The sequence below is a fragment of the Flavobacterium sp. genome, assembly GCF_043760115.1.
Taxonomy (GTDB): domain Bacteria; phylum Bacteroidota; class Bacteroidia; order Flavobacteriales; family Flavobacteriaceae; genus Flavobacterium.
This window is the reverse complement of the sequence record NZ_JAYUPK010000148.1, coordinates 1-19,256: the sequence shown is the minus strand read 5'-3', so window position 1 is coordinate 19,256 and position 19,256 is coordinate 1. Positions and strand designations below refer to the sequence as shown.

Here is a 19,256-nt window from a genome sequence, read left to right as displayed (position 1 = left end):
CTCAAAGATGAAAAAGATTTTAATTGTTGACGACGAACCTAATATTGTAATGACTTTAGAATATACTTTCAAGAAAAATAATTTTGAAGTTTTCATAGCACGAGATGGATTAGAAGCATTAGAAATTTTAAAAACACAATTTCCAGATGTAGTAATTCTAGATGTTATGATGCCACAAGTGGATGGATTTGAAACTATAGAACAAATTAAAAAGAACGAAAAACTAAACCATTGCAAAGTTATTTTCTTATCTGCTAAGAATAAACAAAGTGACGTTGAAAAAGGTTTAGCTCTTGGTGCTGATGCTTATTTAACTAAACCATTTTCTATTAAAAAAGTGGTAGAAAAGGTTAACGAAATGGTTGCAAATTAAATTATTTAGCTATATCAATTTAGCAAGATATATTTTATTAAAATACATAGATTCGTTATATTTACAATTACTTAATCCAAAAATATAAATCCAACCACAATGAGTTATTACAAAATAGAAAACCTAGAAAATTATTTCAAAATGTATAAAAAATCGGTTCGCGAGCCGAGAAAATTTTGGGATAAAATAGCCGATGAAAATTTTACTTGGTACCAAAAATGGGATAAAGTTGTAGAATTTGATATGCAAGAAGCTACGTTTTCATGGTTTCAAAATGCAAAATTAAACATAACTAAAAATTGTATTGACAGGCATTTAGCGCGTCGTGGCGATAAAACTGCAATAATTTTTGAACCCAATAATCCTAACGAAGAAGCACTTCATATTTCTTATAACGAATTGTATGCTCGAGTTGCCAAAATGGCAAATGTACTTCGTGAACAAGGCATAAAAAAAGGCGATAGAGTTTGCATTTATCTTCCAATGATTCCAGAATTGGCAGTTTCTGTTTTGGCTTGCGCCAGAATTGGAGCAGTGCATTCTGTAGTTTTTGCGGGATTTTCATCAACCGCAGTTGCAACTAGAATAAACGATTCTGAATGTAAAATGGTAATTACTTCCGATGGCGGTTTTCGTGGAAATAAAACCATCGATTTAAAAGGAATTATTGATGAAGCATTAGAAAATTGTCTTTGCGTAGAAAAAGTTTTAGTTGCTAAAAGAACAAATTCAGAAGTTCTAATGAAAGCTGGAAGAGATTTTTGGTTACAACCACTTTTGGATGAAGCTATTCCAAATAACGTTGCCGAAATTATGGATGCAGAAGATCCTTTATTTATACTTTACACGTCTGGTTCTACAGGAAAACCTAAAGGAATGTTGCATACAACTGCAGGATATATGGTGCAAACTGCCTATACTTTTAAAAATGTTTTTAACTATGAAGAGAACGATGTATATTGGTGTACTGCAGATATAGGTTGGATTACAGGACATTCCTATATTCTTTATGGTCCACTTTTAAACGGAGCAACAACAGTAATTTTTGAAGGTGTTCCGTCCTATCCAGATTTTTCTCGTTTTTGGGAAATTATAGAAAAACATAAAGTAAATCAGTTTTATACAGCGCCAACTGCAATTCGTGCTTTAGCAAAAGAAAGCATAGATTATGTTCAAAAATTTCCAATGAAATCATTAAAAGTAATTGGTTCTGTTGGTGAACCAATAAATGAAGAAGCTTGGCATTGGTATAATGATCATGTTGGTGGAAAACGTTGTCCACTAGTTGACACTTGGTGGCAAACCGAAACTGGATGTATGATGATTTCACCAATTCCGTTTGTTACGCCAACGAAACCATCTTATGCGACTTTGCCTTTACCCGGAATTCAACCAGTTTTAATGGACGAATTGCGCAATGAAATTCAAGGAAATCAAGTAGTTGGAAATTTATGTATTAAGTTTCCTTGGCCAGCAATGGCAAGAACTATTTGGAACGATCACCAACGCTTTAAAGAAACTTATTTTACAGCTTTTCCTGGTAAATATTTTACAGGTGATGGTGCTTTGCGCGATGAAGTTGGTTATTACAAAATTACAGGTAGAGTAGATGATGTAATTATTGTTTCTGGTCATAATCTTGGAACTGCGCCAATTGAAAACTCAATAAACGAACATCCAGCAGTTGCAGAAAGCGCTATTGTAGGTTTTCCTCACGATATAAAAGGAAATGCCTTATACGGATTTGTAATTTTAAAAGAAACTGGCGAAAGTAGAAATCACGAAAATTTATCTAAAGAAATTAACCAATTAATATCAGATCAAATTGGTCCAATTGCAAAATTAGAAAAAATTCAATTTGTTTCTGGCTTACCAAAAACACGATCTGGAAAAATAATGAGACGAATTTTAAGAAAAATAGCCGAAGGAGATTTTAGTAATTTTGGCGATACTTCTACATTATTGAATCCAGAAATTATTGAAGAAATTAGAGAAAATAAAGTGTAATTCTTTATTTATTAATTAAATGTTGAAAATTCTACCTAGAAATTTCAAGCTTTTTTTTGTCTTTTATAATAAATAGATAAATTAATACAAAAGAGGCAAAATGCAATAATCTATCTAATGTATTTAACAAAGGATTATCAATAAAATAAGTTACGACAGCAGCAAAAATATCATTAAAAATTAGTGCAAATGACCCAAAAAAGTAATAATATGATTTTCTATCTGTAAATTTTCCCAAATATAAAACTGCTGTAACACCAAGAATTACTGCGACTATAGCATTAAAAATTAAAATTATATTAAGATAAATATCGCCAATTGCAGAAATTAAGATATATAAAATTGATGCTAAAAAAACGCAATTTAATATAAGTATAAATAGGGTAAAACCTTTGGGAATGATATAAAGATTCTTATTTTTAAGTGATACATATCCTAAATTTATTAATGATAAATAACAAAAAAATGATGCTATCAATGCAATTCTAAACAATATTATTGATTCAATCCAAAATAAAAGCAATACTTCATTTATATAAAAGAATAAAACATATAAAAAATAATTTAATGTGAGTTTATTATAATTATTGACCAATGCATAAATTATAAAACTAGGGACAATAAATGGTTTTACATAAATAACATACTTAGCATCATAAAGAATTCCTGCGCAAAAATAGGTAACCAAAAAAGTTATCGGAAAAATTAAAAGTAATTTTTTAAAACCCATATAATTTTTATATTTACCAAAAGTAGTAAAAATGCCACACTATAAATAATATAAATAAGTAAATTGTGTAAAATATTTAAATAAATTTAAAAGAAATAAATTTTTTTATTCCTTATTTTTACATCAATTATGAGTTTAAATCAAGTTATAATAATTGGTGGTGGTTTAGCAGGACTATTTTCTGCTATTCATTTGCGAAAATCTAATTATGATGTTTTGCTTATTGAAAAAAATGAATTTCCTAAACATAAAGTTTGTGGCGAATATATTTCAAATGAAATTTTACCTTACTTAAATTGGCTTAATCTTGACATTCAATCTTTACATCCAAAAAAAATAGAGAAATTATCATTTTCATTAGTTTCTGGAAAGACTTTAAATACAATTTTACCTTTGGGTGGATTTGGTGTAAGTCGCTACAAATTTGATAATTATTTGTATAATATAGCTAAAGAAACTGGTTGTCAAATTGTTCAAGAAACAGTTTTGGATGTTGTTTTTTTAGATGAAAAATTTACAATTTCTACAAATTCAAGATATTATTATTCTAAAATAGTTCTTGGTGCATTTGGCAAAAGATCCAATTTAGATATTAAATTTAAACGTAATTTTATTCAGAATCAATCGCATTGGCTTGGTGTAAAAGCACATTATAGTTTAAATTTTCCAGATGATTTGGTTGGTCTACATCATTTTAAAGGTGGTTATTGTGGTGTTTCTAAAGTAGAAAATAATTTGGTTAACATTTGTTATTTAGCAAATTATGAAACCTTTAAAAAATACAAAAGCATAGAAGAATACCAAAAAAAAATAGTTTGTGAAAATCCAAATTTGAATAAAATTTTTAAAAATGCAACAATAGAATTTGAAAAACCACTATCAATAAGTCAAGTGTCTTTTGATAAGAAAAATTCTGTAGAAAATCATATTTTAATGATTGGTGACACTGCAGGATTAATTCATCCTTTGTGCGGAAACGGAATGGCAATGGCTATTCACAGTGCAAAATTGGCAAGTGAAAGTGTTATCGAATTCCTTGAAAATAGATTAGATAGAAATCAAATGGAGTTAGAGTACACTAAAAAATGGAATTTTAATTTTAAAAATAGATTAAAAACTGGAAGACGATTAGGAAATTTATTGCAACAAGAAAAAACGGCTGCATTTTTATTAAAATTACTTCTAGTATTTCCATTTTTACTTCCATTGATAATTAAAAAAACACACGGAAAACCTATTTAAAATTCAATATCAACTTCAAAAATCAATGTCAATAAATATAAAAAACCGAACTGACGAACCCGAAATAATGGACGATTTTGCATTGGAAGGAATTGAATTGCAAGAAGCATTAGACAAAATCGCGAAAATAAATCAGCTTTTAGGTGGAAACAAGTTAACTTTACAAGGAATCAAAATTCTGTTAGAAGGATTAGATAAAAGTAAAGAATATACAATTGTAGATATTGGTTGCGGAAACGGTGACATGTTGCGATACATAGCCGATTTTGGTGAAGAAAATGAATATAATTTTAATTTAATAGGCATCGACGCAAATGCTTTTACAATAAATCATGCAAAAAAATTGTCCAATCATTTTCCAAATATTAGTTATAAATGCGAAGATATTTTTGATAAACAATTTGATGAATTAAAATATGATATTATACTGTGCACGTTAACATTACATCATTTTAAAAATGATGAAATTTTAGATTTAGTTAAATTATTTTATAGAAATTCAGGAATCGGAATTGTAATAAATGATTTGCACAGAAGTAAAGTTGCTTATCGATTATTTGAAGTAGTTTGTAAACTATTCAATTTAAATAAAATGTCTCATGAAGATGGATTGGTTTCAATTTTAAGAGGATTTAAAAAAGAAGAATTGGTTGCATTTTCAGAAAAATTAGGATTTAAAAACTATAGTTTGCAATGGAAATGGGCTTTTCGATACCAATGGATTATTAAGAAAAATATATAAAATTTAAAGTTTGTCATTTATATATAATGTGACATAAAATTTGATAAAATTGACATTGAAATTGTCGTTGAAATTTGAAATTGAATATGAGTGTAAAAATAATAACAGTTGCCAAGCAATTACCAGAATTTTCTAGAGAAACATCCGAAATAATGCCTTTTCTCGATACTTGGTTAACTGGTCAAGACGACAGATTTATTAGAAAAGTAAAGAAAATATTTGAAGGCGCAAATGTGGACAAACGTTATTCAATAATGGATCCAATTGCCGTTTTTACCAAAACTTCATTTGAAGAAAGAAATAATATATACGTTAGAGAAGTTATAAAACTAGGCGAAAAAGTATTGAAAAATGCTTTAGAAAAAGCCAATTGGAAACCAACCGATTTAGATTATATAATTACGGTAAGTTGTACTGGAATTATGATTCCGTCGCTTGATGCCTATTTAATCAATAAATTAGGTTTACGTCAAGATATAATTCGATTGCCTGTTACCGAAATGGGTTGTGTTGCTGGAATTTCTGGAATGATTTATGCCAAAAATTTCCTGCAAGCCAATCCTAATAAAAAAGCAGCGGTTATTGCAGTTGAAAGTCCGACAGCAACCTTTCAATTGGACGATTTTTCTATGGCGAATATTGTTAGTTCGGCTATATTTGGCGATGGTTCAGCTTGTGTTTTACTTTCGTCTTATGAAGAAGATAATGGTCCAAAAATACTTGATGATTCAATGTATCATTTTTATGATAATGAACACATGATGGGTTTTGAAATGACAAATTCTGGACTAAAAATGGTTTTAGATATTGAAGTTCCAGAAACTATTGCCAATCATTTTCCATTGTTTATTCATCCATTTTTAGAAAAAAACCGATTGACAATTAAAGATATAGATCATTTAATTTTTCATCCTGGTGGAAAAAAAATTGTACAAACTGTAGAAGATTTATTTCTTCAAACTGGTCAAGATATTGAAGACACCAAAGAAGTTTTACGCTTGTACGGAAATATGTCTAGCGCAACTGTATTGTATGTTTTAGAACGTATTATGGATAAAAAACCAAAAGCAGGCGAAAAAGGTTTGATGCTAAGTTTTGGACCAGGTTTTACAGCACAAAGAATATTAATTGAGTTTTAAGTCCCACATTTAATTTTGACATACGAAAATTCTCTACAAGTAATTTAGATTATGAGATTTCTCCTTTGTCGAAATGACAAAAAAATATAAAATGACAAATCAAGAAATCATATCAAGTTTACCTTATTCAAAACCATTTCTTTTTGTAGATGAAATTTTATCAATATCAGAAAATGGAGTAGAAGGAAGTTATACATTAGATGAAAATTTAGAATTTTATAAAGGCCATTTTAAAGATAATCCAGTAACGCCAGGTGTAATTCTTACTGAAACGATGGCGCAAATTGGTGTAGTTTGTTTGGGAATTTATTTGTTGGGTACTAATTTTAATTCTGATACAAAAATAGCATTAACATCATCAGAAATTGAATATTTAAAACCAGTTTTTCCTAATGAAAAAGTTATAGTGATTTCTGAAAAAGTATATTTTAGATTCGGAAAATTAAAATGTAAAGTAAAAATGTTTGACAATAGAGGAGTAGAAGTGTGTCGCGGAACTATTGCAGGAGTAATTGTTTAAAAGTTTAAATTGTTTAAAACATTTAAAATTGAATTTTGAGATTGAAATTGACTTTTAACATTGAAATTGAATTTTGAGATTGAAATTGACATTGACATTGTAATTGAGATTGACATTGAAAAAAAGAGTAGTAATAACAGGATTAGGAATTGTTTCGCCAAATGGAGTTGGACTTGAAGCGTTTACAAATGCCATAAAAAACGGAATTTCTGGGGTAAAACACAATCCCGAATTAGAACGATTGCAGTTTTCATGTCAAATATCTGGAACACCTGAAATATCAGAAGAATTAAAACGCAATTATTTTACCGAATTAGAATTACGAAATTTCAATTCAACCGGCATTTTGTATGGTGTTATTGCAGGAATTGATGCTTGGAAAGACGCAGGATTGCTAATTGAAAATAATGAAGATCCAGATTGGGATTCAGGAACTATTTTTGGAACTGGAACTTCTGGAATTGAAAAATTTAGAGAAAGTATATATAAAATTGATGCTTTTGAAACTAGAAAATTAGGAAGTACAGCTGTTGCACAAACTATGAATAGTGGCGTAAGTGCATATCTTGGTGGAAAATTAGGTTTAGGAAATATAGTAACAACAAATTCATCTGCATGCACAACTGGCGCAGAAAGTATTTTGATGGCTTTTGACAGAATACAATCTGGAAAAGCAAAACGAATATTAGCTGGAAGTACATCCGATTCTGGTCCATATATTTGGGGTGGATTTGATGCTATGAAAGTTTGTACATACAAACATAATAATTCGCCAGAAAATGGTTCAAGACCAATGAGTGCAAGCGCTTCTGGTTTTGTTCCTGGAAGTGGAAGTGGCGCTTTGGTTCTAGAAGATTTAGAAACTGCATTGGCTAGAAATGCTAAAATTTATTGTGAAGTTCTAGGCGGAAATATAAATTCTGGTGGACAACGAGGTTTGGGTACAATGACTGCGCCAAATCCGATTGCTGTTCAAAAATGTATAAAAGATGCTTTGGAAAATGCTGGAATTAAAGCCAATGAAATAGATACTATAAACGGACATTTAACCGCAACTTCTAAGGATAGTTTGGAAATTTTAAATTGGAGTAATGCTTTAGGATTAAAAGGAAATGATTTTCCATTTATAAATTCTTTAAAATCAATGGTTGGTCACTGTTTATCAGCTTCTGGTAGTGTTGAAAGTGTAGCTTCTGTGTTGCAATTGCATCAAAATTTTATTTTTCCAAATATTAATTGTGAAGATTTAAATCTAGAAATTACAGCAATTATTGACGAAAGTAAGATTCCAACAAAATTGTTAAAAAAAGAATTAAACATTGTTGCTAAAGCAAGTTTTGGATTTGGAGATGTTAATGGTTGTGTGATTTTTAAGAAATTTGTACTTTAGCACAATGCCAAAAAGAAACTCACCAAACGACATTAAAGAACTAGACGATTTAAATCGACTAGACGATATTGTTCACGACAAACGAAATGCGAAACGTGCAGTTGATAAAAAAACCAGACGCGACAGGCATTATGAAAAACAATTTATTAAAAATACTATAAAAACGCATACTGAAAATAATACTTTAATGACTACAATTGAAATTACTACAAAATTAAAAACCATTATTAAACCTTACATAAACAATCAATCAGCATTTGAAAATTTGAATGAGAATACTGATTTTATCACCGATTTACAAATAAATTCTGCCAATTTAGTAGATGTTATTCTAGATATTGAGGAACAATTTGACATTGTAATTGACACAGTTTCTATGGAAAAAATGGTGGATGTAAAATCGACATTAGAAATTATTGAAACAAAATTATTAGACAAATAATGATAGGAAATGATGTAGTAGATTTAGCTTTAGCAATAACACAAAGCAACTGGAAGCGAAAAGGTTATCTTGAAAAAATTTTTACTTTATCAGAAATTAAAATTATTCAAAATTCTGCAAATCAAGGTAAAAAAGTTTGGGAATTGTGGAGTAGAAAGGAAGCTGTTTACAAAATCATTATGCAAAAAGGAGGAAAGCGTGGTTTTTATCCTATAAATATTGAATGTTTAGAAAAAGGTATAGTACAATTTGAAAACCAGTTGTTTTATACCAAAACTTATTTTTCTAATGATTTTATTTACTCTGAAGCTTTAGAAAATAAGGAAGATTTTGAAAAAATTATGCCTTTAGAAAATTCTAATTCAATTTATAAAATTAATGGAATGCCTTTTTTAAAAATTAATAATAAAACAGTTTCTGTTTCTAAAACCCATCACGGAAGATTTGAAAAAAGTGTTTACTTGAAACTATAAAAGTTTACTAATAACTTCAATTACAAGCGGTTTCATAATTTTATAACCTTCATTATTTGGATGAACTCCATCATCAGAATATTTTTTATTTAAACCTTTTTCGTTATCGATCATTGTATTATAATAATCAACGTAAGTAATTCTATTAACTTCTGAATACAATTTTAGCATTTTATTGAGTTCAATTATTTTCTCTGCTGGAGTAATTTTTGGTTTCCAAGAAAATTTATTTGCAGGAAGAATAGAGCATAGAATAACTTCAATTTTACTGGATTTAGCCATATCAATCATTGAAACTATATTTTCAAAAATATTTTGATTAGAAATTGCTCCAAAATTTTCAGCAATGTCATTAACTCCAGCCAAAATAACTACTATTTTAGGTTTAAGATTAAGTACATCTTGAGTAAATCTGTGCAAAATTTCTTTAGTAGTTTGTCCACTAATTCCTCTATTTACAAAATTGGTTTTAAATAATTCTATATCATAATTTTTCCAGAATTCTGTAATAGAATCTCCTATAAAAACAATACGTTTAGAATTTTCAGAATCTAATAACGCTTCATTTTGAATAGCATATTTTTTTAAATTTGACCAATCATTTTTCATTTAATGTAAGAATTATAATCCCAATCTAGATTTTAATCTTAAAAACAAAATAGCAATAGTAAATGCATCGTCAGTAGTTGAAATTCTGTCTGTTTTTGGTAATTTAAAAATGGTTCCCAATTCGTCTAAAGAGAAGTTTTTATCATTAATATCTAGAAGTTTTTTGTACATTACTTCTATGTCTAAAGCTTCATTTTTTATACTTCCGGCACCAATTTTTTCTAACGATTCATTAATCATTTCTACATCAAAATGAATGCGATGCCCAACCAATGTTGCGTTTCCAATGTATTCAATTAATTTTTCCACCGCTTGTGCTTCAACCAATTTGGGCAAACTACTTTCTAATAAAAAGTCGTTTGTAATTCCGTTATCATGCAAATATTTATATTGTGGAATAGCAACTTCAAAGGTGTCTGAAATTATTATATTATCATTTATAATTGCTACTGCTCCAAAAGACATAATTACATCTTTTTTAGGATTTAATCCACTAGTCTCAGTACTTAAAACAACAAATCTATTGGATTTTTTATCAAATTTTGCTTGATAATTTTTCCAAAATTCGGGATATTCTTTAGTAATATTTTTAATCCAATCTAGCATTTTATGAAAATTGTGTTAATTGAAATCTATCTTTAATCAAATCTTCCAATTCTTTCATTGGTGTCAAAGCATTTTTAAGTTTTTCTTTATCAACCTTAGAAAGTTCCTCAAGATTAATATATTGACCAGAACTGTCATTTTTTAAACCTTCTAATGTTCTAAACTTTAGCAAAGTAATGTAAGCATCGGCACAATTTAAATAAATCTCAGAATGTTTTGGATCTGTAATCGCTAATTGCTTGTATCTTAGATATGTATTGTTAATTCCTTTAATGTTATTACTTAAAACAAAAAGTCGCGCACCATCAATTAAAGGCATTAACGCACGAGTTTTAATGTCAAATTTGTTTTTAAATTCGCCTTCTTCTTCAACATTAAATTTCTTAAAAAAGTTGAGTGGAGTAGGTTTCTTCAATGCATCATTTCCTAGATAATCAAAGAAAAGAGGATTGTTTTTTACATTTTTAAATATCACGTCAGTTATAGCATCTTCTAGTTTTAATTCGCCAAATGCCATTTCATAATCAAAGAAAACGCTACTAATTTCATTAGAATTTTCACCTGGAGTATTCATCCAACTATTGTATTGTTTAGTCCAGTCTGTCAATGACTTACACCAAAGCATGTTACTTGCCATATGATTGTTTGGACACAATGGGTAACCTATTTTTTCTAGTGTGGCAGTTGCTTTTTTAGCCAATTTTATAAAATAATCTTTTACATCACGATATTTATCGGCAACTACATCTTCAAAAACTAAAATACTGTCTTGATCAGTATGTAAAAGTTGTTCTTTTCTTCCTTGACTGCCAATACTTAACCAAGCAAATCGTGCTGGCGGAGAACCCAAATCTAAAATTGCTAATTCTACTGAACGTTTAATAATTGCCAAAGTAATTTCGCCAGCAATATTATTAATATGAATAAGAGGAATATTTTTAATTATTGACGATTGAATAATGTCTGATAATTTATCTCGAACTTGCTTTAAGTCTTTGGCAGATTGCGATTTTTTAATTTCTTTAATCAAAATACCAGGATTATTTGCTTGGGCAACAACCAAATCGTGCTCAGAAATTATACCTTTTATTTCTGATTTATCTGTGCCATCAAGAGTTACACAAAGGTGAGTAACATCGTGTTTTAGCATTACCAATTGTGCTTCGGCAACAGAAATACTTTCGGTAACTGTAATGACTGGCGATGACATAATTTTATCAATTGTATGCGACATTGGAAATCTTCCTGTAGCAACTTTAGATCTAAAATCGTTGTCTGTTACTATTCCAACTGGGTTTCCGTTATCAATAACTAAGGCATTGTCTACTAAATTTTCTGTCATTAACTGAGCAGCATCTTTAATAATTGCATTCAATTCTATTTTTAAAGGAATTTTATTGTAATTTAATGATTGAAAATACTGCATATCTGATTGATTATCAGAATATCCACCATTATCAGAAAGTAATTTATTAGCATTTTGATTGTCTAACGAAGATTTAGTATTTGTTGCAAAACTTTCTAGTAAAAAGGTTAAAACTTCTTGATTTTGAGCTACAAAGGGTTTGAAAGAAGCTATAGGAATTGCATAAACAATTGTTTCTTCACGTGCTTTGGCAGTCATTTGATAATTATTTTTGGCAAAAAACGGACGCAAACCAAAAATATCTCCAGCGTAACATTTATTTAAAAGTGTTTCCTCAGAATCTGAAATTACGGTTAAATGAATTACACCAGAAGAAACAACATAAAAACTATCGTGCAAAACATCATTTATTTGAAACAAGTTTTTGTTTTTTTCTAAATTTATAACACGAATAGTAGTTGCAATTTTAATTAAATCATCATACGATAAAAAATTAAATGGCTGGTATTCTTTTAAAAAATCGGCTACACGTTGTGAAATAGCATTACTCATAAATTAGTTTTTTATAAAAATAGAAAAATTATTTTAGAAAACAAAAATAAAATATTGATTAAGATTGTTTTTAAATTTAATTACAAAAGTTGATAAGTAAGTATGAGTTTAAAAATATTCTATTTTACATAATATAAATTATAGTGCAAATATAATAATTTAAATAATTAACTGATTTCAATGATTTAGAGCTCTTGCATAACCTTTATACGATTAAGCTTTCCTATAAGTAATGTAAGTTTTAAAATATAATCTTCAATTAACCAAGAACGATAATTTTTGGTAACATTTCCAAGACATATACAATAAGTACGAATTCTATATTCAATATCGTCATTTAATTCTCTAGATAATTTTTTAGCTTCTGATAAATCTTCTGAATTTTCTACACACATTTTGGCATGCTGCTCTAAAGATTTTTCAATTATAGATTTTGCTTTTAAATTATTTTTTACTGTAAATTTGAATTCTTCATTTACATCCAAAGAAATATCATCTGTTTTAGCAAACTTTTTACGTAATTCTTCAGGCATTACATATTTAAAATTACTTTCAATATCTGCATCTTCACGAAGACTTTCTAAATAATATTCTGGCGATTTAAAAATATGTTGCCAATCTACAGGATTATTCCACAAACCAAATCGCAATGCATTATTTCCTAAGTCTATAACATTAAATTTAGCTTTGTTTGGCAATCGTCTAGAACCACGACCAATCATCTGAAAATAAAGAGTTAACGACTTTGTAGCACGATTTAATATAATAGTTTCTACAGTAGGCTCGTCAAATCCAGTTGTTAAAATTCCAACAGAAGTTAATATTGCATCTGGAGTTTTCTTAAACCATTGTAAAATATCTCTTCTGTCTTCATTAGAAGTAGTATTATCTAAATGTCTAATGTTGTATTTGGCATGTCTAAAACTTTCGTAAACGTGTAACGAAGTATTGATTCCATTATTAAAAATAAGTGTTTTTTTACCCAATGATTTCTCTGAATAGGCATGTAATAATTTTTCTTGCATTATCATATTACTGTACAAATCATCTGATGATTTTACAGTATAATCGCCGTTAATTCCAACTTTTAAAGATGTTAATCCAACATCATAACTATAGGTTGTAGCTTCGGCAAGAAACCCTTTACTTATAAGCGATTGAATGGTGTCTCCAACAATAAGTTCGCTGTAATTTTCATACATTGGTAACTTAATATTAGAACTTAATGGCGTTGCAGTTACACCTAAAATAAATGCATTTTTAAATGATGTTAATAGCTTGCGAAAAGAATTAAAATGTGCTTCGTCAATAATAACCAAACCTACATTATCAATTTCTAATTTTTCGTCGTTTAATCTGTTTTTTAAAGTTTCAACCATGGCTACAAAACAAGAATATTCATCTTGATCTGGCAATTCTTTTATGGCACTGTTTATTATTTTATTTTTAACATCAAATCCTTTAAGCATTTTAGAAGTTTGCTTACAAAGTTCAATTCGATGCGTTAAAACAACTACTTTTTTATTGTGTTGCTCTAGATAACGTCTAGTAATTTCTGAAAATATTACTGTTTTTCCACCACCAGTTGGCAATTGATATAATAAATGGTAATTGCTTGGCGCATTGTCAATTCGTTCAAAAATTTTGTCAATATCGCCTATTTGGTAACTGTAAAGCTCCTTTTTTTCTTCTGTTAACTGCGATATATCTTGGTGTAGCATAGTAATTTTTACAATTTTGCAAAAGTACACCTAAAAAAGAGTTATCTAACTATAAAAACTGTTTTTTGACAAAAAATTAATAATCAAATCGTTCTACAATGGCATTAAAAGCATATTTATTACTCCAATCTTGCTTAATACTTTCTTCTTTTATTGCCACTACTCTACTTTTAAAATCAGCTAAAATTCCAGTTTCAATTAAATAGGAAATAGCTTGTTCATAGGAAGTTAACATGCTTTTATAAAAGGTTTCGTTGTATATTTTTTTCTCATTAGAATAGCTTTGAGCAATCTCTATAGTATACAACATCACGTCTGCAATTATAAAAGAATCTACTCCAAGTGATACAAAATGTTTTATAAATTTTTGTGCTACAGAACGACGCATTTTGGCTCGTTTTCCTCGAATTGGGTAATATTCATTGGTAATTTTGAGTTTTGCATCTTTAACCAAATTCTTTTCGTTTGGATTAAAAACAAAGTTATAATAAGTCTTTACATCACTAAACTTATCATACATTTCTATAAATTGCTCCTCCAATTGTGGCTTTGATAATTCTGATAAATATTTTTTTAAATCGCGCTTACTCATATTAATATTCTATTTTACAAAAGTAAATTACTTTTAGATATTTAGGAAAGAAAATCATTGATAATCCTTATTTTTGCAAAAATAAATTTACACTTTATGCTTAAAATTTTCAAATTAGTCGCTATTTTAGAAGGATTTTCTTTTTTAGCTTTATTATCAAACATGCTTTTTATTAAACCAAACAATAGTGCACTTTATAAATCGCTTTTATACCCAATTGGAATGGCTCACGGAGTTTTATTTATTGGATATATAATTTTGGCGATTTTAAATAAATTTAAACAAGATTGGTCTTTAAAAGATTTCGCAATAATAATTTTGGGTTCGTTTATTCCGTTTGGAACTTTTTATATAGAAAGAAAATATCTTAAAAATGCATAAATTTTTAGAGAAATTATTTGGTTGGATGTATCCTTTACTTCGTAAATTAAGTTTTGGAGACGCAACTGCATCCTATATTAGTTTGTTTTTTGATATACTACTTTTAGGATTTCTTGCCTATTGTATTTATGTTATTTTCAGAATAGTTTTGGTAACTATTATGGCAATTATTGCTAAAAAAACCAAAACGCGGTTTGATGATTTATTAGTTTCCAATCAAACCGCTAAATACATTGCACATTTAATTCCGTTTTTATTTATCTATAAATCGGTTCCAGTAATTCTTGATAAATTTGTTTATTGGGAAACCATTTTTGGTAAATTAGTAGAAATTTATATTATACTTCTAGTTTTATGGATTGTAAGAAGTATTTTAAAAGCTCTTCGCGATTATTTAAAAGAAAAAACACAATTTAGCGACAAACCAATTGATAGTTACATTCAAGTAATTATGATTGTGCTTTGGATGTTTGGAGTAATAATAATAATTTCAGAAATTTTTGATATTAAAACAAGTACATTATATGGTACACTTGGAGCAGTTTCTGCAGTTGTAATTTTAATATTTAGAGATACAATTTTAGGATTTGTAGCAAGTGTTCAAGTATCATTAAACGATATGGTTCGCATTGGCGATTGGATAACATTTGATAAATATGGTGCTGATGGAGATGTTATTGAAATAAACTTAGCAACAGTAAAAGTTAGAAATTTCGATAACACAACAACAACAATTCCTACTTATAGTTTAATTTCAGATTCGTTTAGAAATTGGCGCGGAATGTTAAATTCTGACGGAAGAAGAATTAAAAGACACATATTAATCAAGGCAAAAAGTATTAGATTTTTAGCACAAGATGATTTAGAAAAATTAAAACGAATTCAATTGGTCGCTGCTTACATTGAATTACGCCAAGTAGAAATTGACATTTATAATAAAGAAAATGCAATCGATAAATCACTTTCTATTAATGGTAGAAATATGACCAATTTTGGATTGTTTAGAAAATACATTACGTTTTATCTAGAAAATTATCCTGGAATAAACAAAAATATGATATTGTTGTGCAGACAATTACAACCAACAGCACAAGGAATGCCGTTAGAAATTTATGCTTTTTCAGAAGACCAAAGATTTGAAGAATATGAATATATAATGTCAGATATTTTTGATCATATAATTGCTTCAATAGAATATTTTGATCTAGAAATTTTTGAATTACCATCAGAAAAAGGAGATTTTATACCAAATTAACGTTTCAATCTATCGTCAATATATTCAATTTTGGTCTTTCCGTGCGCTTGAGGTTTCCCATCATCACCAAGACTTACCATAGTTATTGAAGCAATAGAAATAATTATTTCTTGCGTCATCATATTTCTAGCATTGCATGTTAGTGTTAATGAACTATTTCCAAATTTTACTACATCTATACCAATTTCTATAATATCACCTTGCTTGGCAGAACTTCTAAAATTTATTTCCGACATATGTTTGGTAACTATTCTAGGATTTTCTAATTGAATTATAGAATATAAAGCCAATTCTTCATCTATCCAAGCAAGTAATCTTCCGCCAAATAATGTGCTGTTTGGATTTAAATCTTCTGGTTTCACCCATTTTCTTGTATTAAATCTCATAAATCTTTAACTTTTGTAAGCGCAAAATTAATAATTTCGTCGTGGTCAAATGCTAATTCAGGTAAATTATTTACAGAAATCCACTTTACATCTTTAGCATCATCAGCAGCAATTGCAATAGTTTCCTCTAAAACAAATCCTAAAAATGCTACAGTAACCATATGACTTCTTGGATCTCTAAAAGGTTTACCAAAAGCTTTTAATTGTTCTAAATTTTCAATTTTCACACAAGTTTCTTCAAATAATTCTCGTTTTGCTGCAATTTCTAAATCTTCATTTTCATCGACAAATCCTCCAGGTAATGACCAAAAATCTTTAAACGGATTATTCCTTCTTTGTATCAATAAAATATGATAATCTTTACCAATTAATTTTAAAATAACGGTGTCAACTGTGAGAAAAATAGCAGATGTACGCATAACAATTTTTAGTTTATCGATTAAATATGACTTTTATCTAGATTTGTAAATATTGCTTGTTTTTAACCTTTTATCGTTTATATTTGCAAGCTGTTTACCCCAAAAATACTATTTTTTTATGAAACAAAATACATTATTTTTATTACTTATTTTATCAATTCAAACTTGTTTTTCTCAAAGCAATGACGTAACTCCAGAAACAGCAACTATTCCTTATAATAAATGGACATTAGAATTTTCTGTTGGACAAAGTAAAGGTGTAAGACCATATTTAGATTACGGACCAGAAGCTGGTAAATATTATTCAAGTAGTCCTGGTAAATTTTTTGGAGGATTACAACCTAATGCTTTTAAATTAGGTGCTAGATATATGATTGGACCAAAATTTGGTTTTAAAGGAACTTTGAGTTATGAATCTATAAAGAATAATAGTAAAAATTTAAGTAAACCATTTGAAATGCAAATGATTGGTTTTACTGCAGAAGGTGTTGTTAATGCTAACAGATTATTTAATGTTGAAGATTATTTAAATCGTTGGGGAATATTATTGCACGCTGGAATAAAAGTAGACAGAATGACTTCTAAAACTGCCAATTTTATTGAAAACGATCATAATTATGGCGTTAGTGAATTAAATGGTGGGTTATTCTTAGGAGTTACAGGTCAATATAGATTTTCTAAAAAAATGTCTATTTTTCTAGATGTTTCTTCAATGAACAGCTACAGACAACATTTTAATTGGGATGGTTCATATTCAGAAAATGCAAATAACTTAAATGGTCAATTAGTAACTACTTCGTTTGGTTTAACTTATTCGTTAGGAAAAGATAAAATTCATGGAGATTGGGCTACAATACCAGAAAAAGGTTCAGATAGAATTGAAGCTTTAGATAAAAGAATTGGTGATTTAGAAACAATGATGGACGATTCTGATAAAGATGGTGTTCCAGATTATTTAGATGTAGAAAATAATTCTATTGCTGGAGTTGCTGTTGATACTAAAGGTAGAATGGTTGACATTAATAGAAATGGTGTGCCAGATGAATTAGAGAAATTTGTAAACAATTCAATTGTAACCAATAATACTTCTGAAGCAAATAATAATGATGTTTTAATAAAACTTATTAATGATGGATATGTTGCTGCTTATTTCGATTCAGGAAAAAGTCAACCAACTAATGCATCGTCAGACAACATAGGTTTTGTGTTAAATTATTTAAGAGCAAATCCAACAAAATCAATTGATATTGTAGGTTATGCTGATGTTATGGGTAATTCAACTGCAAACAATCAATTATCAAGTAATAGAGCAGAAAATGTTAAAACAATTTTAATAAAATCTGGTATTGATGCTTCAAGATTAGTAATAAAAGCTAATGGTGTAGATGACTCAGTAGATAAAAATTCAGAATATGCAAGACGTTTAGTTAGAAAAGTAGTTTTCAAAATTACTAATTAACAATAAACTCTTTATAACTTTAAATAAACCTTTGTTTTTTAACAGAGGTTTTTTTATAACTTTAAATCAAAAAAAATGGAAGCTAGAGAAAATTTTATTATTTCACTACGTGGCGAATCTATTGGTAATGTAACTTTACAATCATCAAAAGAAGAATCGTTTCAAAACAAAACCTTACGTCCTATTTTAAAACTTCAAAACGATTTATTAATTCAAGTTTTTATAAACTATGCAATAAAACAAAAAGAAGTTTTCTTTGATTTTAATCCAGACAAGAAATTAGCTTATATTGAACATTCTATTCATAGAGATATAAAATTTAGAAATTCTTTAAAAGGAATGATTATTGGATTATTTACCCTTGATGAATATGAATTATATATTGAAAATTCATCTAGCTTAAATAAAAGAATGATGAATATGTTAATTGAAAGACTAAGAAGTCAAGTCCAATTAATAGTAAATAGTTAATTTTTAATCTTATTTTAATTTACAGTTCTTACAAAAACTCAAAAATCAACCAGTTTAGACGTCTTTTTTTATTGAATTTCTAAAAACTATTTTGCTTTAAAAAGTATATCGTAAAACTTTATAATAAATTTTTTTTTTGCGAATTTCATATTCTTTTTTTTATTAAACTTGTTAAAAGAAAATATACATGAAAGAAGAATATTTTAAATGGTATTCACCCAATTTAAGTAGAGAAATTGAAATGCTTGTTTTTGGTCATTCTGGTTATCCTGTTATACTTTTTCCCACTTCAATGGGAAGTTATCACGAAAACAAAGATCAAGGTTTAATTGAATCTGCACGATGGTATATTGAACAAGGTTTAATTCAAATTTTTTGTCC

The 19,256-nt window shown here is 28.2% G+C and carries 21 protein-coding genes and 1 pseudogene; 14 read left to right on the top strand and 8 right to left on the bottom strand.

Going from position 1 to position 19,256, the window contains the following annotated elements; genetic code table 11:
* The first annotated feature begins 7 nt into the window (after positions 1–7).
* Positions 8–373 carry a response regulator transcription factor gene (locus ACH2BC_RS12820; RefSeq protein WP_395054398.1) on the top strand — a complete coding sequence of 122 codons (366 nt, stop codon included), beginning with the start codon at positions 8–10 and terminating at the stop codon, positions 371–373.
* Positions 374–472: 99 nt separating this feature from the next.
* Positions 473–2,380 (top strand): acetate--CoA ligase, encoded by a 1,908-nt coding sequence (gene acs / locus ACH2BC_RS12815; protein WP_395054397.1) that lies wholly within the window; start codon positions 473–475, stop codon positions 2,378–2,380.
* A gap of 31 nt (positions 2,381–2,411) precedes the next feature.
* Here the strand turns inward: acs and ACH2BC_RS12810 are convergent, their stop codons facing one another.
* A complete protein-coding gene (locus ACH2BC_RS12810) occupies positions 2,412–3,110 on the bottom strand; it encodes a hypothetical protein (RefSeq protein WP_395054396.1) in 699 nt (232 codons plus the stop codon).
* A 129-nt stretch (positions 3,111–3,239) separates the two neighbouring features.
* Here ACH2BC_RS12810 and ACH2BC_RS12805 point away from each other — a divergent pair, with 129 nt between their 5' ends.
* The 7 genes from ACH2BC_RS12805 (at position 3,240) to ACH2BC_RS12775 (ending at position 9,058) form a co-directional block, all read left to right on the top strand.
* On the top strand, positions 3,240–4,352 hold the full coding sequence (locus ACH2BC_RS12805; protein ID WP_395054395.1) for an NAD(P)/FAD-dependent oxidoreductase: 1,113 nt from the start codon (positions 3,240–3,242) through the stop codon (positions 4,350–4,352).
* A 25-nt stretch (positions 4,353–4,377) separates the two neighbouring features.
* On the top strand, positions 4,378–5,094 hold the full coding sequence (locus tag ACH2BC_RS12800) for a methyltransferase domain-containing protein (RefSeq protein WP_395054394.1): 717 nt from the start codon (positions 4,378–4,380) through the stop codon (positions 5,092–5,094).
* Between the two features lie 86 nt (positions 5,095–5,180).
* Positions 5,181–6,233 carry a type III polyketide synthase gene (locus ACH2BC_RS12795; RefSeq protein WP_395054393.1) on the top strand — a complete coding sequence of 351 codons (1,053 nt, stop codon included), beginning with the start codon at positions 5,181–5,183 and terminating at the stop codon, positions 6,231–6,233.
* Between the two features lie 91 nt (positions 6,234–6,324).
* On the top strand, positions 6,325–6,753 hold the full coding sequence (locus ACH2BC_RS12790; protein WP_395054392.1) for a 3-hydroxyacyl-ACP dehydratase FabZ family protein: 429 nt from the start codon (positions 6,325–6,327) through the stop codon (positions 6,751–6,753).
* A 115-nt stretch (positions 6,754–6,868) separates the two neighbouring features.
* Entirely contained in the window at positions 6,869–8,143 is a 1,275-nt protein-coding gene (locus ACH2BC_RS12785; protein WP_395054391.1) for a beta-ketoacyl-[acyl-carrier-protein] synthase family protein, read from the top strand.
* A 187-nt stretch (positions 8,144–8,330) separates the two neighbouring features.
* Entirely contained in the window at positions 8,331–8,585 is a 255-nt protein-coding gene (locus ACH2BC_RS12780) for an acyl carrier protein (RefSeq protein ID WP_395054414.1), read from the top strand.
* Positions 8,585–9,058, top strand: coding sequence for a 4'-phosphopantetheinyl transferase superfamily protein (locus ACH2BC_RS12775; protein WP_395054390.1), 474 nt, complete (start codon positions 8,585–8,587; stop codon positions 9,056–9,058). The genes ACH2BC_RS12780 and ACH2BC_RS12775 overlap by 1 nt, the downstream gene beginning before the upstream one ends.
* On the opposite strand, the gene ACH2BC_RS12770 is transcribed toward ACH2BC_RS12775, so the two are convergent.
* From ACH2BC_RS12770 to ACH2BC_RS12750, 5 genes are all read right to left on the bottom strand, one after another.
* The gene (locus ACH2BC_RS12770; RefSeq protein ID WP_395054389.1) at positions 9,053–9,667 is read right to left on the bottom strand and encodes a GDSL-type esterase/lipase family protein; all 615 of its coding nucleotides are present in this window, start codon (positions 9,665–9,667) and stop codon (positions 9,053–9,055) included. The two genes, ACH2BC_RS12775 and ACH2BC_RS12770, sit on opposite strands and share 6 nt — an antisense overlap.
* Positions 9,668–9,679: 12 nt before the next feature.
* Positions 9,680–10,273, bottom strand: coding sequence for a PolC-type DNA polymerase III (locus tag ACH2BC_RS12765; RefSeq protein WP_395054388.1), 594 nt, complete (start codon positions 10,271–10,273; stop codon positions 9,680–9,682).
* A gap of 1 nt (position 10,274) precedes the next feature.
* A complete protein-coding gene (locus ACH2BC_RS12760; RefSeq protein ID WP_395054387.1) occupies positions 10,275–12,191 on the bottom strand; it encodes a DUF294 nucleotidyltransferase-like domain-containing protein in 1,917 nt (638 codons plus the stop codon).
* 185 nt (positions 12,192–12,376) lie between these two features.
* Positions 12,377–13,912 (bottom strand): DEAD/DEAH box helicase, encoded by a 1,536-nt coding sequence (locus ACH2BC_RS12755; RefSeq protein ID WP_395054386.1) that lies wholly within the window; start codon positions 13,910–13,912, stop codon positions 12,377–12,379.
* Positions 13,913–13,988: 76 nt separating this feature from the next.
* Positions 13,989–14,504, bottom strand: a complete 516-nt coding sequence (locus ACH2BC_RS12750) for a DUF6155 family protein (RefSeq protein WP_395054385.1) — start codon at positions 14,502–14,504, stop codon at positions 13,989–13,991.
* A gap of 96 nt (positions 14,505–14,600) precedes the next feature.
* On the opposite strand from ACH2BC_RS12750, the gene ACH2BC_RS12745 reads away from it, so the two are divergent.
* The gene (locus ACH2BC_RS12745) at positions 14,601–14,885 is read left to right on the top strand and encodes a DUF3817 domain-containing protein (protein WP_395054384.1); all 285 of its coding nucleotides are present in this window, start codon (positions 14,601–14,603) and stop codon (positions 14,883–14,885) included.
* Entirely contained in the window at positions 14,878–16,140 is a 1,263-nt protein-coding gene (locus ACH2BC_RS12740; RefSeq protein WP_395054383.1) for a mechanosensitive ion channel family protein, read from the top strand. Before ACH2BC_RS12745 ends, ACH2BC_RS12740 begins: the two co-directional genes overlap by 8 nt.
* Here ACH2BC_RS12740 and ACH2BC_RS12735 read toward each other — a convergent pair.
* Both ACH2BC_RS12735 and ACH2BC_RS12730 read right to left on the bottom strand, forming a co-directional pair.
* Positions 16,137–16,526, bottom strand: a complete 390-nt coding sequence (locus tag ACH2BC_RS12735; RefSeq protein WP_395054382.1) for an acyl-CoA thioesterase — start codon at positions 16,524–16,526, stop codon at positions 16,137–16,139. The genes ACH2BC_RS12740 and ACH2BC_RS12735 overlap by 4 nt on opposite strands.
* Positions 16,523–16,945, bottom strand: a complete 423-nt coding sequence (locus ACH2BC_RS12730; RefSeq protein ID WP_395054381.1) for an NUDIX domain-containing protein — start codon at positions 16,943–16,945, stop codon at positions 16,523–16,525. Before ACH2BC_RS12730 ends, ACH2BC_RS12735 begins: the two co-directional genes overlap by 4 nt.
* Before the next feature lie 118 nt (positions 16,946–17,063).
* Here ACH2BC_RS12730 and ACH2BC_RS12725 point away from each other — a divergent pair, with 118 nt between their 5' ends.
* From ACH2BC_RS12725 to ACH2BC_RS12715, 3 genes and pseudogenes are all read left to right on the top strand, one after another.
* Entirely contained in the window at positions 17,064–18,404 is a 1,341-nt protein-coding gene (locus ACH2BC_RS12725; protein WP_395054380.1) for an OmpA family protein, read from the top strand.
* A 75-nt stretch (positions 18,405–18,479) separates the two neighbouring features.
* Positions 18,480–18,875: a glyoxalase gene (locus ACH2BC_RS12720; protein ID WP_395054379.1), complete on the top strand. Its 396-nt coding sequence runs from the start codon at positions 18,480–18,482 to the stop codon at positions 18,873–18,875.
* A gap of 187 nt (positions 18,876–19,062) precedes the next feature.
* Positions 19,063–19,256 (top strand): annotated as a pseudogene (locus ACH2BC_RS12715) (esterase); the annotation flags it as partial.